Source organism: Microcoleus sp. BM001215392 (assembly GCF_036700185.1).
Classification (GTDB): Bacteria; Cyanobacteriota; Cyanobacteriia; order Cyanobacteriales; family Microcoleaceae; genus Microcoleus.
Map to the genome: position 1 here is coordinate 21845 of NZ_JAUBOJ010000026.1, position 14592 is coordinate 36436.

Annotated in this window: 13 protein-coding genes; 6 read left to right on the plus strand and 7 right to left on the minus strand. The window is 45.9% G+C overall.

Translation table 11 applies throughout. The annotated features are described in order from the left end of the window. Positions 1-166 precede the first annotated feature (166 nt). The gene (locus QT974_RS05175; protein ID WP_333467452.1) at positions 167-2323 is read right to left on the minus strand and encodes a pentapeptide repeat-containing protein; all 2157 of its coding nucleotides are present in this window, start codon (positions 2321-2323) and stop codon (positions 167-169) included. Positions 2324-2341: 18 nt separating this feature from the next. Further along, entirely contained in the window at positions 2342-2665 is a 324-nt protein-coding gene (locus QT974_RS05180) for a hypothetical protein (RefSeq protein WP_333467453.1), read from the minus strand. A 258-nt stretch (positions 2666-2923) separates the two neighbouring features. On the opposite strand from QT974_RS05180, the gene QT974_RS05185 reads away from it, so the two are divergent. Further along, positions 2924-3373 (plus strand): hypothetical protein, encoded by a 450-nt coding sequence (locus QT974_RS05185; RefSeq protein ID WP_333467454.1) that lies wholly within the window; start codon positions 2924-2926, stop codon positions 3371-3373. Between the two features lie 234 nt (positions 3374-3607). Here QT974_RS05185 and larC read toward each other — a convergent pair whose 3' ends face one another. Further along, a complete protein-coding gene (gene larC / locus QT974_RS05190) occupies positions 3608-5074 on the minus strand; it encodes a nickel pincer cofactor biosynthesis protein LarC (protein WP_333467455.1) in 1467 nt (488 codons plus the stop codon). A 76-nt stretch (positions 5075-5150) separates the two neighbouring features. Between larC and QT974_RS05195 the strand changes: the two genes are divergently transcribed. Next, positions 5151-5816: an L-threonylcarbamoyladenylate synthase gene (locus QT974_RS05195; protein WP_333467456.1), complete on the plus strand. Its 666-nt coding sequence runs from the start codon at positions 5151-5153 to the stop codon at positions 5814-5816. Positions 5817-6008: 192 nt separating this feature from the next. On the opposite strand, the gene QT974_RS05200 is transcribed toward QT974_RS05195, so the two are convergent. Continuing rightward, positions 6009-6278 carry a hypothetical protein gene (locus tag QT974_RS05200; RefSeq protein ID WP_333467457.1) on the minus strand — a complete coding sequence of 90 codons (270 nt, stop codon included), beginning with the start codon at positions 6276-6278 and terminating at the stop codon, positions 6009-6011. A 374-nt stretch (positions 6279-6652) separates the two neighbouring features. Beyond that, a complete protein-coding gene (locus QT974_RS05205) occupies positions 6653-6937 on the minus strand; it encodes a DUF427 domain-containing protein (RefSeq protein WP_333467458.1) in 285 nt (94 codons plus the stop codon). A 97-nt stretch (positions 6938-7034) separates the two neighbouring features. On the opposite strand from QT974_RS05205, the gene recQ reads away from it, so the two are divergent. From recQ to QT974_RS05220, 3 genes are read left to right on the plus strand one after another with little or no spacing between them, the layout of a single operon-like run. Further along, positions 7035-9227: a DNA helicase RecQ gene (gene recQ / locus QT974_RS05210; protein WP_333467459.1), complete on the plus strand. Its 2193-nt coding sequence runs from the start codon at positions 7035-7037 to the stop codon at positions 9225-9227. Positions 9228-9287: 60 nt separating this feature from the next. After that, positions 9288-10406 (plus strand): AAA family ATPase, encoded by a 1119-nt coding sequence (locus tag QT974_RS05215; protein WP_333467460.1) that lies wholly within the window; start codon positions 9288-9290, stop codon positions 10404-10406. Continuing rightward, positions 10403-11089, plus strand: a complete 687-nt coding sequence (locus QT974_RS05220) for a hypothetical protein (RefSeq protein ID WP_333467461.1) — start codon at positions 10403-10405, stop codon at positions 11087-11089. The genes QT974_RS05215 and QT974_RS05220 overlap by 4 nt, the downstream gene beginning before the upstream one ends. 154 nt (positions 11090-11243) lie before the next feature. Here the strand turns inward: QT974_RS05220 and QT974_RS05225 are convergent, their stop codons facing one another. Further along, a complete protein-coding gene (locus QT974_RS05225; protein WP_333467462.1) occupies positions 11244-11984 on the minus strand; it encodes a peptidylprolyl isomerase in 741 nt (246 codons plus the stop codon). Between the two features lie 220 nt (positions 11985-12204). Further along, positions 12205-13959, minus strand: coding sequence for a calcium-binding protein (locus QT974_RS05230; RefSeq protein WP_333467463.1), 1755 nt, complete (start codon positions 13957-13959; stop codon positions 12205-12207). A 222-nt stretch (positions 13960-14181) separates the two neighbouring features. Between QT974_RS05230 and QT974_RS05235 the strand changes: the two genes are divergently transcribed. Next, on the plus strand, positions 14182-14388 hold the full coding sequence (locus tag QT974_RS05235) for a hypothetical protein (protein ID WP_333467464.1): 207 nt from the start codon (positions 14182-14184) through the stop codon (positions 14386-14388). Positions 14389-14592: the final 204 nt, after the last annotated feature.

The window sequence follows — 14592 nt, forward strand, 5'->3', positions numbered from 1 at the left end:
ACTTCTAAAAAAAGTGAGGTACGTTGTTGGGCCCGGTCTTTCTTATCTAATTGATAGGGTGTGGAGCCATCCCTTGTACCAAAAAAAGACAGAAAAATAAAGGTTCGTAGTGAGGACTTGAGTCCGCAGAAAAAGAAGGACTAAAGTCCTCACTACGAACCAAGTCTTAATTCTTGGGCGGGCATTTCGGATGAGTCCCTCCCTGCAAACAAATGTAAGCAATTTGACTTTGATCTAAATTCTTAGCTTCGGCAAAATTAACTCCTTGGAATCGACCCGATTTGCTACCGGGCGGACTTTGAATAAATTGCTCTGAAGGCGCCTTCCCCATAAATACAGCACCTTGAAAATTCGTTCCCGCTAAATTCGCACCTCTAAAATCTACTGAACTCACGTCCGCATTCCGCAAATTAGCATCTTGCAATCGAGCATCTTTTAAATTCGCGTTGGCGAGTTTAGCCGAACTTAAATCAGCATTTTGTAAGTTAGCACCGCTTAAATCAGCACCGGACAAATCAGCACCTTGCCATTCCGATTTAGACAAATTTGTCAAGGATAACTGAGTGCCTTGAGCCTTGACTTTGCCCAAACGCGCACTTTCTAAATTGGCGCCCGAAAAATTCGCGCTGCCTATATCTGCACCAGTAAAGCTTGCTTCTTTTAACATTGCTTGCTGCAAAGAAGCCCCAATTAAAAGACTGTTGCTAAGATTAGCTCCATTCAAATTTCCATTTGACAAATTAGCTTTGCTGAGGATGGCGCGCACAAAAGTAGTGCGGTTCATTACGGCGCTGTTCAAAGATGCTCCGGTTAAATTTGCTCCCTCAAAATTAGCTTCGCTTAAGTCAGAAATCCAATCGTCAAATGTCCCCGGACGCCTGTCTTCCCCAGTGCCGTAAAAGCGAATTCCCTGCAAGCTGGCATTGGTTAAATTGGCTTTTCTCAGCTTGATTCCTGATAAGTCAACTTTGTCTAATACTAAAGTGAATTGACCAGTGCCAGCCGGACTTTGCCCTAAATCTGTACGGCTTAAATCTGTGCCGTTGAGCTGGCTGCTATACACTGTGAGAATTTTGCCGATCGCCCTTTGCACTGTTCTCTGGCGGGTAGCCGCTAACTCGCGTTCCGCAGTCTTCCCTCCGTAGCGCAGGGATTCCAGGTCATTGCTGAGGGCTTGATTTAACCGCTGCAAGTCAGGTAAAGCTTTCGGCCCGGTACTGACTAAAGCTTGCTGGATCGCGTCCAGCATCGCCTTGCTTTCTTCTTGAGCTAGCAAATCCGCTAACAGCGGCACGGCGCGCGAGTCTTCCACCGCCCCCAAAGCCAAAATTGCCGATCGCCTCCCCGAGGTTCCGCTAGCCGAAGTCGGAGACAATTTGCTTACTAAAGCCACAAATAATTCGTCATTCCGCTGCCGAGAATCCCGCAAATTAGCTTGACTTTGAGTGTAGATCAGAGTGCCGACAAACAAAGCTAAAATCAATCCCGCGCTGCCGGTAGTAACTATCACTAAAGTTGTGCCCGGGTGCTGGCGAATCCAATTCCACAGACTGGGATCTTCTTTCATGTGGCTTTCCGGAGTCAAAACCAAAGCAGCAATCTGCGCGTCTTCCTCAGTCCATTCTTGACTCTTGACAGGATTGGGCGACACTTGGTGCGATTCCCTACCGGATAGCTTCGCCGCGCGTGCATTGACCACCAAAGTATTCGCGAGGCGATCGTGCCCCGATTGCCGTTTGTAGCGCAGTGCAAAAGCGCCATCTGCCAGGACTGACAAGCCGCTCAACGCCCCTAAAATAATTAAATCCGGAAACGCACCACTCAAGCGCCAAATGCCGTAAGCGACGCCCAGAGGCACTCCCCAGCGCCCCAAACTTTCGCGGATCAGCACTCGCCCCCAACCCGGAGGATTCCCCGACGCTGTGACGACTTTGACGCCGAACCATCGTTTGGGCAGAGTTTGACCGCTTTTGGCAAGCAAAAACAACTGCCACGCCGCTAAAACTGTCGGTGCCAGCAGTGCCCCCGACCAGAATAGATTAGTTAGGGGTGCAACTCTGGGGTTGCGATCGCGCACCGGGATAGCCAAAACACGAGCGACTGTTTCCGACGCTGCTACTACCGAGGAATTGAGGGGAACCGTTTGAGCTTCCTTGTTAACCAATGCTCCGATACTGAAGGGAACTAGGGCGCTGGCCGCAATTAACGAAATTTCAACGGCCCAAGCGCCACACCGGCGAACCAGTAGTGGCATTGGCTGGGATTGTCTCTGCCAAGACGGATCGGGTTGATTAATATCACCGGGTGCGGTTGGGCTAGCCATATTTAGAATTTCCTATTATTAGTCGTTTGTGTTCGAGGAATCAGAAGATATTGCCAATTTATACGCTATGTAGATTAGCACTCCGAGAACACCAAGAGTCATCAGGGCCGAAAGTAGCTGTACGATGCTATTGAAGACTGTCAGAACAACGATCGCTCCGACGGCAAAAACTGCCACCTGCCCTGGTTTGGGGAGTTTTTGAAACTTGTCCAGAGATTGATTGTAGAAGGTGCCGATGGCAAGATAGCTGTCTGGATTTTGTAGGATGAGAGGCGATCGTTCTAGTTTAGCTTTTAGTTCTCCGATCGCTTGCTGCCAATTGAAGTTATTTTGAGGATTCATAAAAAAATTCCGTAGTTAAGTCATTAGTCATCAGTCATTAGTCATTAGTCATTAGTCATCAGTCATCAGTCATTAGTCATTAGTCATTAGGTAGAAGGTAGAAGGTAGAAGGTAGAAGACATACACAGCAAGCTTGTTAGCGATATGTATTTTACTTTAATTAGGTAGATTTTACTTATTTGAGATTAATGTGTTTGGAACCGCAATTATCATCTATCGTCTAAAGAACTAGGACTAAATGCCATTGTGTGAGGAAATATGAAGATACACTGTGCGGGCGATCGCAAAAAACGGTGGTTTAGTGCGATCGCAACCCTAGCCTTGGGAATAATTTTAGCGGATGCCGGAGCCCTTCGGAGCCAACCGCTACAAATTGCTCCCGGATTTGCCGAACCGTTGAGCGTTTCTGGCGTCTCCGGCGGCTCGAACAATAGTGGCGACTGCGGTTTTGTCGCCCAAGGCCCGAACCATGTGATCGAAGTAACCCAGGATTTACCTTACTGGCGAATTGCAGTACAAACAGCAGGAGCACCGAGTTTGATGATTCAGGGCCCGAGGGGTCGTTTCTGCGTCCTACCAGCGAATGCTGCTGCGGGGAATGTAGAATTTTCCGGTTATGGGGACAAGGGGACTTATGTGATTTTTGTGGGCGATCGATCGCAAGCTCAACACCCTTACTCTCTCTCTATTTCCCAAAAGCGCAATTAACACTAAAACTGGATGATTAGCACTTAGCAACAAACAGCAGCTTTATCAACACAAAAAACACCCCAGCTTCTGACAGCAGATTCCCGCTAATTGAACTACAAATCGAGCAGGGGCAGGAACACGGGGCGCCGCGCCGTGTCCTGCGGGGATTAATCGAGCGATCGAGACTCGATCGCAGCCGAAGGGCTTCTTCCTGATTCCTGTTACTTAAATCGCTGACTCTCCAATTCCTCCTCAAGCGCGATCGTACCAAATTTGCAGAGCCAAGCGATGAACTTCGCGCCAACTAACATTTTTCACTCGGGCAATTTGGGCGCAATCTTCGTATTCCGGCTGTACGTTAACAATCGTTTCTCCCGACTTAGCAACTTTTATTTGCACCTCACCGTATTCTGTTTGAACTTTCTGGATTTCTCGCTCCAAAATAGTTCTCTGTTGAGTCGATCGCCTAATTCCCAGAGTAGTAGTCTCTCGAAACATCACAGCTTCGCAAGCCTCCTGAAATTCGGGATGACAAATCACACTTAACAAAACCCCCAGCCGCGACTTTTTCATCACAATTGGTGTAGTAAAAACATCCAGAGCTCCAGCGAGAAACAAAGCATCAAAAACATAGCCAATCGCCTGCGGGTTTAAATCATCAATTTGCGTTTCCAGTACAGAGATTGTTTCTTCCGAATTGCTAATTATTAATTGATAATTAGTTAAATCTTCCCTCTGTTTTTCATCCGTTAAATCCCTTACAAAATCCGTTGCTAATCTTCCTTCTCCCCTCTTTCTTACATCCATTACATCCCGTACATTGCTCGCTGCCGAACCTTCCTTCCTACCAATCCAGAGGCGCAAAATATTAGGAATTGCCAGATTTCGCGAACCTGCACCCAAACCAATGAGCTGAACTTGCATCGGCGGCGGCGGGCCAAAAGCAGAGGCGAGAGTACAGGCGATCGCAGTTCCCGTAGGAGTGCACAATTCGCGATCGATTCCATTACTATAAACTGGCACTTTATGCGTTTCCCACAACCGCATCACCGCAGGCGTGGGCACAGCTAACCTACCGTGGGCCGCCTTCACCGTACCCCCACCAGTCGGCATCGCCGAAAAGTAAAACTGATCAATATCCAACCAATCCAAACCCAAACAAGTACCGACAATATCAATAATTGCATCCGTAGCCCCCACCTCGTGAAAGTGAACCTCACTGGGGGGGATACCGTGTACCGCAGCCTCTGCATCTGCTAATTTGCCAAATACCGCCAAACTCCACGCTTGCACGCGCGGAGGCAATTTTGCAGCGACGATAATTTGCTCAATTTCTGGCAAGTGGCGGTGATGAGTGTGGCTAATTTCCGCATCTGCTTGGCCATGACTGTGAGAATGTTCTTCCCCATCATCATGATGCTGGTGGTGGTGGCGCCTGTCGAAAGTCGGCGATTCAGTTTCCGAGGGATCGAGGGCGGAGTCAGCAGCCAGATTATGGGATTTTAAAGGCAAATCGGCAGCTAAATCGACATAAAATTTAGTTGCTTGTTGAGTATTGCGGTGAACTAATTCGGCCCGCAATTGGTACTCAGTCGAAATGCGGAGTAAATGGAGTTTTTCGATTAGGTAGTCTAAGGGAACGCCCGCGTGTACAAGAGCTCCGAGGCACATATCGCCAGCAATGCCGGTTGGGCAGTCAAAATAAGCTATTTTATTCATTATTAACAATTAATTTTCAACATTGATTGTTTTAGCACATTTGTCGATCGCCCACTTAGCCTAAAATATCTTAAACATGGCAATTATTTACGGACTCCATCCAGTTGCACCCCAGAAAGACCGGATCGAGAAGATTACAAAAGCTCTCAAAGATGGGGCCGTGATGCTTTATCCCACAGATACAGTTTACGCGATCGGCTGCGATCTCAACTCCAAATCGGCCGTAGAACGAGTCAGGCGGATCAAGCAACTATCCAATGATAAGCCTTTAACATTTCTGTGTTCCTCCTTGTCAAATATCACCGAGTATGCTGCCGTCACCGATGAAGCATACAGAATCATCAAACGGTTAATCCCCGGGCCCTACACATTTCTGCTACCAGCTACCAAATTAGTGCCAAAATTGGTAATGAACCCAAAACGCAAAACCACGGGAATTCGCGTTCCCTCGCACCCGCTTTGTTTTACACTTCTAGAATCTTTGGGAAATCCGATTATTTCCACATCTGCTCACATTACCACTGAAGATGAAGGTGCTGCACCAGTACCTGCGGTCAAAGCAGAAAGCTTTGGCAAAGCTGAACTATTTGACTGTTTTTTAAAGTTAGTAGATATCATTGTCGATGATGATTCCGATCCAGGATATCAAGTTTCTACCATTCTCGATTTAACAGAAAGCAAACCAATTGTGGTTCGTCGCGGTTTGGGATGGGAAGCAGCCGCCGCTTGGGAAGAAGATTAAAATTTGAGGGGTTCTTGCGCTTCTCCAACAGTCAGCCGGGGGTTCAAAACCCCCTTCGAGAGAGCGAAAGCCCTCTCAAAGAGAATTGTTAAATATAGCGGTTATGGTATTAAATTTAATTAAGCTCTGTCCTATATTTTATAGGATTGACAATTATTCAGAGAAGCAATCGGCATCAGTAGATATTAGATATTATTTCGATTTGAACTCATTGCAACTGATGTTATTCATCCCAAATTTCCACAGTCGGCGACCGACGACTTCAGCTATGAGCCAGGGAATTAATTCCCTGGCGGCCTGTCGGAAGCGCCAGCTAACAAACCTGCGGAAAAAACCAGCAAACCAATTGTGGTTCGTCGCGGCTTGGGATAGGAAGCCGCAGCCGCTTGGGAATAAGATTAACATTTGAGGATGCTTTCGCTTCTCCAACAGTCCGCCGTTCGTTTCAAACCCCCGTTTCATAGTGAAAGTCCTCTCAAAGAGGACTGTTAAATATAGCGGTTATGGTATTGAATTTAATTAAGCTCTGTCCTATCTTTTAAATGATTAACAATTATCAGAAGAGCAATCCTCAATCATTTGTGAATTTCTTACTCCCTCCCCTTGCTAAGGAAAGAGTTGGGGTGGGGTTAAAAATTTACGACTCCTGCAATGATTGCTATAGGAGCAATCGCTATCAGTAAATATTAGATATTATTTCTATTTGAACTCATTGCAACTGATGTTATTCATCCCAAATTTCCACAGTCGGCGACCGACGACTTGAGCTATGAGCCAGGGAATTAATTCCCTGGCGGCCTGTCGGAATCGCCAGCTAACAAACCTGCGGAAAAAACCTAAGCCTCTACCTTAACTCCTTTCCAAAAAGCAACATATCCTGCAATATTTTTAGCAGCATCTTTCGGAGTAGGATAGTACCAAGCAGCATCCTTATTAACTTGTCCGCCGACTTCAACACTGTAGTAACTAGCAACACCTTTCCAACCGCAAGTAGTGTGAGTGCTGCTATCCTTGAAATACTCGCGGTTGACGGCATCCGCCGGGAAATAATAGTTATTATCTACCATTTCGCACTTATCGCTCTCGGCCAAAACGGCACCATTCCAAATTGCTTTCGGCATCGGTTTATCTGCTTAAATTGAGATTCTCAAATATTGTAACTGTATTTGTGCTCAAAAGACCTAGAATAGGGTAGAAGCCAACAACCAATTACTGCAAATGTCAGGGTCGAATCCGCCAACATCTCTCGCGCCCTCATCCCTCGAACAATCCCTCAAACATTCCTTTGGCTATGACTCCTTCCGCCCCGGGCAGCGGGAAATTGTCGAAGCTGCTTTACAACAACGCGATATGATGATTGTCATGCCGACTGGCGGTGGCAAGTCTTTGTGTTTTCAATTACCGGCTTTGTTGAAACCGGGATTGACGGTGGTGGTTTCGCCGCTGATTGCTCTAATGCAAGACCAGGTGGAAGCTTTGCAGGATAATGGCATTGGGGCGACTTTTCTTAACAGCACTTTGAGCGCCCTGGAAACCCGATCGCGCCAAACAGCAATTCTCGAAGGTAAAATTAAACTGCTGTATGTTGCGCCCGAACGGTTGCTGGGCGAGAGATTTTTACCCTTCTTAGATATAGTAGCTTCTAAGTTAGGAATTTCGGCATTTGCGATCGACGAAGCCCACTGCGTTTCGGAATGGGGACACGACTTTCGACCAGAATACAGGCAAATGGAGCGAGTGCGCGATCGCTATCCAGACATCCCCATTATGGGACTAACCGCCACCGCCACCGAGCGCGTCCGCCAAGACATCATCCAGCAGCTAAACCTGCGAAATCCCTACATCCACGTCGCCAGCTTCAACCGCCCCAACCTATACTACGAAGTCCGCCCCAAAACCAAGCACAGTTTTGCCGAAGTCTTGCAAATCATCCAAAAAAAAGGCGGTTCAGGAATCATCTACTGCCTCAGCCGTAAAAAAGTTGACGAAGTTGCCTACAAATTGCAGCAAAACGGCATCCAAGCCCTACCATACCATGCCGGAATGAGCGATGTAGATCGATCGACCAACCAAACCCGCTTCATCCGCGACGACGTACAAGTAATGGTAGCAACAGTCGCCTTCGGGATGGGAATCAACAAACCAGACGTGCGATTTGTAATTCACCACGACTTACCCAAAAACCTAGAAGGATACTATCAAGAATCAGGCCGCGCCGGCAGAGACAACGAACCATCCCACTGCACCTTATTCTTCGGATTCGGCGATGTCAAAACCATCGAATACATCATCGAACAAAAACCAGACGAACAAGAACAAAGAATAGCCCGCCAACAACTACGGCGAGTAATCAACTATGCAGAATCCAGCGATTGCCGCCGCACAGTCCAATTAAGTTATTTCGGCGATTCATTTCCCGGCGATTGCGGCAACTGCGACAACTGTTGCAACAAAAAACCCGTAGAAGACTGGACGCTGGAAGCCATGAAATTTCTTTCCTGCGTTGCTAGATGCCAAGAAAAATTCGGCATGAATCATATTATTGACGTGCTGCGCGGCTCAAAAAGTCAAAAAATATTGCAATACCAGCACAACCAACTTTCTACCTACGGCATTGGCAAAGATAGAAGTGCAGACGAGTGGAAAAAGTTAAGTCGTTCGCTGATCAACCAAGGTTTGTTAGACGAAAAAACAGACGGCTTTCCCATTTTAAAACTCAACGAGAAAAGTTGGGAAATCATGAAACGCCAGCGCACAGTTGAAATCGCCATTGAAGCCCCGCGGGAAGTACAGGGAAGAACTCGCTCTTTAGCTGTAGAAGTCGAAGGCTTATTTTCGATATTACGAAGTCTCCGCAAACAAATTGCCGACGAACAATTTGTGCCACCTTACGTAGTTTTTGCTGATAGAAGCTTACGAGACATGGCAGAAAAACGCCCGCAAAATCTCACTGAATTTGAAGAAGTTTACGGAGTCGGCAGCAACAAGCGAGATAAGTACGGCAAAGTTTTCTTAGAGGCAATTCACACTTTTTGCAAAGAACAAGGATTGCCAACAGGTGCAGCATCTGCTGCCGCCAATCTTCCAACTCTTGCTAATGCTCCATCTTATTCGCAGATGCAAACCTGGGAATTATACCGCCAAGGTTTGACGGTTCAAGCCATAGCCAATGCGCGGGGCATGAGTCCGACTACTATTGCTGGACATCTGGTAGAATTGATGGATATGGGTCGGGAAGTTGATATAAATTTGTTGGTAGAATCGGAAAGCCAACAGGCAATTGTACAAGCAATTGAAGTTGTTGGAGATGAGAGATTGAGAGTAATTTATGAGTATTTGCAAGAACGTTATACGTTTGAGGAAATTAAGTTTGTCCGGGCTTGGTGGCGGCAAAATTATGTCAGCTTTTAACCGCTGATATCGGCGGATTAACGCTGATGGACGCAGATGATTAATGGATAGGATGGGAAAATGAGAATTAAGAAAGTAGCTTTTTGGGATAATTTACGAGAGTGGCGTTTTGAACCGATATATTTTTCCAATCTAGCATTGCTAGCTGGGGTATCTGGCGTTGGCAAAACTCAAATACTTAAAGGAATTTCGACGTTAAAAGAAATAGCGAATGGTGCTTCATTAAACGGCTTAGCATGGGACATCTCATTTTCTACAATCAATGATGTAGAATATCGCTGGCAAGGCGAATTTGAAACAAAAAAAAATCTGCCTATCATTTTTGAGGAACAAGACGAATCTAATGAATTTAGAATTGTTCGAGAACATTTATTAAGAGAGAAAAATGTAATTATAGAAAGAACACCTAATGAAATTATATTTAACGGAAATAAAACTCCGAAATTATCGCCATTTCAAAGCGTAGTAGAAATTTTAAACCAAGAGGAAGATATTTCACCTGTCCAACAGGGTTTTAATAAAATAGTTAGCTATGATTTAAGTTCATTTGATTTCTTTTACAATATGAGTGTAATGCTGTCAACAACCTCAGTAAGCGATGTTTTATTATTAGATTATATTAAATCAAGTGACTTGCAAATCCAGGTGAAACTGGTTCTTGTTTCCCGCCATCATCCAGAAATTTTTAATGATATTAAGCGCATATTTATACAGGGATTTCCTCAAGTAGAAGACATTAAAATAGAAGCGGTACAATATGATAATTCATACCCCAACTTTCCCATTCAGATAAAAGAGAAAGGTGTTAAGGAGTGGATTTTTCAAGACAATATCTCGTCAGGAATGCTGAAGACTCTCATTCATATTAGCGAACTGTACTTGTCGCCCGAAGGCACGGTAATCCTGATTGATGAATTTGAAAACAGCTTGGGAATTAACTGTATCGATGTGGTAACAGATTTGATTGTGGAAAATAGAAATATTAAATTCATTCTCACCAGCCATCATCCTTACATAATCAATAATATTGGGATGGAACACTGGAAAATAGTCACTCGCAAAGGTGGGGTTGTAACTGTGATAGATGCGAAAGATTTGAACTTGGGGAAATCGAGGCATCAAGCTTTCATGCAACTGATTAATCTTGAAGCATACAGCGAAGGAATCAAAGTTGAATGAATCTGTATTTTTTGGTTGAAGGAACACAATCGGAAAGAAAAGTTGATCCTGCTTGGCTGGCTTATCTTTTACCGGAATTGCAGCGAGTTGACAATTGCGATGATGTGACTCAAAAAAATTATTACTTGATTAGCGGCGAAGGATATCCTTCATTATATAATTTCATACCGCCTGCGATCGCAGAAATCAACTCAAACGGAAAATACAGCTATTTTGTAGTGTGTCTGGATGCCGAGGAAAATACTGTTTCTGAACTCGCAACTGAAATTGATGAGTTTTTAAGTCAGCAAAAGTTGAAATTAAATAATGCAGAGCTTGTGCTGATATTTCAGAATCGCTGCTTGGAAAGTTGGCTGCTGGGCAATCGCAAGATTTATTCTAAAAATCCTCAAGACAAACCTTTATTAGATTATACTAGATATTATGATGTTTCAGTTAACTGTCCTGAAAATATGGGCAGCTATCAAGAGTTTAATACTCACGCTCAGTTTCACGGAGCTTATTTGAGAGCGTTATTTGAAGCTAAAAATATTACGTATTCTAAGAAACGACCCGGAGATGTACTCAAGCCATTTTATTTGGAACAGCTATTGACAAGAATTCAAGTGCAGCCAGAGCAACTGACTACTTTTCGCCAGTTTATCAATTTTTGCAATATAGTTAAATCCAAATTGCAGCATTAAATGGCAATTACAGAAATTACGCAGAACCTCTATATAGCGCTTCTCAAAAAAGTGAGGTATGCCCCATGCCCTATGCCCTATGCCCTATCCCCACGAGTAACTCATCTTTTTGAGAAAGTCTATATATTAGACTACTTTGTGTTCCGGGCGCACTCTAGACTTTACAATTGTACAATAAATAGTTGACCTCATTAGCCAGCCATTCGTTAAATAGATTGTGTAATATTTCTTGATAGCGTTCAGGGGTTAATTCCGCTGGGATAAACTTTTCAACCATGAACAAGTGATATCCTCGCTCTGTTTCAATTGGACGAATTACTTCTCCGGGTTTAGCGCTGAATACGGCGACGGCTATGTCTGGTTTTAAAGCCCACCGATAAACCTTGCCTTCGCAACCACATAAATGCCGGCGAGTTTCGTCAATATCGTAAAGGTGGGCAGCATCAAAAAAGCTGATTTCTCCTTCTTTAATTTCATAAAATATTTCTTGGGCAAGTTGTAGGTTGGCAACAATTATTTGATAAAGAATGATGTGGTCGAATTGCAATTTGCTTTGCACGAAAATCTTTTCTACGTCTTTGGCAAATAAGTGTTCGGCTAATTTTTGCCAGAGGAGTCGATCGCAAATTCCGGCCTCTAAGTCTTCTACGGAAATCATCTGCTCCGCCAGCCAAGCAATCGTATCCGCCGCTTTCTCCAGACGCTTATCGCGCCGCAGCTTGTCGCCCGCAGCTTGAATTTCTTCGGGAGTCACAGTTAACCCCCGTTCCTCGGCTGCTTTGTCAATAACTTTTTTCTGCAAAACTTGTTGACAAAAGGGCTTTAATTGCCGCTCTTTTCTGAGCAGTTTGATGATTTCACTTGATTCAATCAATGGCTGGTAAAAGTCCTTCATCTTTCTCTCTCAAGCTATAGAAGTTGATTGAACTCATGCCCCCGAGGCTTCCTGCGGGGGGAGTTCGCGTTGGGTGCATCTGGTTTTTGAGGCCTGAAGAAGCATGACCGCATATAAGTTATTAGTTATCATCTTATATTCACTACGGTCATGCTTCGCCCCTACAAACATATTTGCCTTGCGCCAGATGCACCCGTTCGCGTTAACGGTTAACGGCTAGCTACAAGGTTTGATTTGGCAAACTGATGAAATCAGCATTGGTTAAAGTTGTTGCACCTGCTGCGTTTACTGTTCCCAAAACAACGGCTAAAATTCGATCGCCATTATTGGAACTAAACTTGACCAGAGTTGCGTCTGCGGTACCGTTACCGTCAGTATCAAATGCCACCAGTGCAATATCTGTGGCAGAAAGTCCGCCTGTGAGTCCGATTTTATCTCCTTCAGCGGCATTGAAATCAACCAGTATATCGGCTAAAAATAGATTAGCCACAGAACTTGCGGTCTCGGGTCTAAAGACAAAGGTATCAGCCCCGGTACCTCCAATCAATGTATCGATGCCGAAGTCGCCGCACAGAAAATCGTCGCCATTGCCGCCAATCAGCAAATCTTGACCTCTTCCTCCCCGCAAAGTGTCGTTTCCATCGCCTCCTTCGATCGTATCGCTACCTCTGTTACCTTTGACAAAATCGTCGCCACCTCCTGCAATAATTCGATCGAACCCGCTACCGCAAGTAATCACATCAATGTCGCTGGTTCCCTGCCAATATCCGCCACCGTTGCTGTCGTAGGTGACAGTTAATTCCGCTACTACCGCAGGATTGTTTTCTGGGGGGGGAATTTCTGGGGCTGGGGTTGTATCAGCATTGCTGTTGTTGGTACTGTTATCGGGAAGTGCGATCGACAAATTGCTGGTACTGTTATCTGTTGGCTCAGCAATTATCGTACTGTCACCGCCAGCACCGGTACTGTCTGGAGGCAAATTAGAATGACTTGAATTGCTAGAAGTTCCGTCAGTCACCGAAGCAAGCGGCGCATCATCATCATCATCATTATTATTATTATTATTTGACGGTGTTGGAGTTGGCGCTGGTGCTGGTGTTGGAGCTCTCGCAGGTGTTAGGCGTATTGGTGTTGGTATGGGCGCTGGTGTGGGTGTTGGTGTTGGTATGGGCGCAGGTGTTGGTGTTGGCGCTGTGATATTAAGTGCCGGTGCAGAGTCTGTAGCAGCCGCCGCTGGAGTCGGCGCTGGAGTCGGCGCTGGAGTCGGCGCTGGAGTCGGCGCGGGAGTTGGCGCGGGAGTTGGCGCAGGAGTCGGCGCTGGAGTCGGCGCTGGAGTTGGCGCTGGAGTTGCTGCTGGGGCCGAAGCAGTGGCGCTCGTAGCCGGCGGAGTCTCTAAACCACTGCTAGCTGAGGCGATCGCGCTACTAGAAGTACCACCGGGAGCCCATGCTGTCTGAGTGCTGGTGCTGCTCCCAGTCGGAGAAGTCGCTGTCGCAGTGCTGGTGCTGCTCGCACCGCTGCTGTCTCCTAAGGGCGCAGGTGTTGGTGTTGGTGTTGGCGCAGGTGTTGGTGTTGGTATCGGCGCAGGTGTTGGTGTTGGCGCAGGCGCAGGTGTTGGTGTTGGTATGGGCGCAGGCGCAGGTGTTGGTATGGGCGCAGGTGTTGCTGCTGGGGCCGAAGCAGTGGCGATCGTAGTTGGGGGCGCGACATTAGAAGCACTCGCTGCCGCGCTGCCGCTGCTCGATGTAGCCCCAGCAGCATAAGCAGTCTCGCTACTCGTACTGTTTCCCATCGGGGAAGTGGCTGTCGCAGTGCTGGTACTGCCCGCACCACTGCTATTTACAAAGGAACTAGACTTGCTGGAAGTGCTGGTGCTGCCGGCACCAGAGTTATTCGCCTGCGAATTCAAAGTGTTTAAACTATTGCTGTTTCCAACAATATTATTTAAGGTATCAGATGAATCTAAGGAAGGCATCGCGATTTATCTCCTTTTAGCTATAAAGACGAAAAGCACTTGCGTGAACACCGACACTGCCAATTTCCAATGAAAATGTATGATTTTGAAGAGTGCGAAGCAATTGCTTTTGACTTCTGACTAAAGACTGAAAAGTTTTTAATAAATGAATCTCGATCTATCCCGAAAGTTAGAGGGGAAACAACTGTTGACAGTTGACAGTTGACAGTTGACAGTTGACAGTTGACAGTTGACAGTTTAAACAATACCGATGCAACCGGAAACGATATTATTGACCTAAATATATCTGGACTAATTAGACCTGTGTTGCCAATTTGGCAGAATTGTCTGAGTTGCTTTGGGATGTGGGTGCAAGCTGTGGCTCGATCGCGCTCCCATGGATGCGGACGGGGGTGCATCGCGATCGCCCTGCACCTAACTCGATGGTGACGAAGTGAACTACCCACGCCAAATCAAAGGTGTAGGGTGCGTCGCCATCTACAATCCTCGAAAAAATCGACTATCTCGTAGCGACGCACCGGTGGGGAATAGTTCAGGAAACAAAGCCAATACTCATCATTGTTCCAAGACTTTGGAGAATTAGACTTGAATTGCATAAGTCTTCTTTTCGATACAGAAACCGCAGATGTCAGA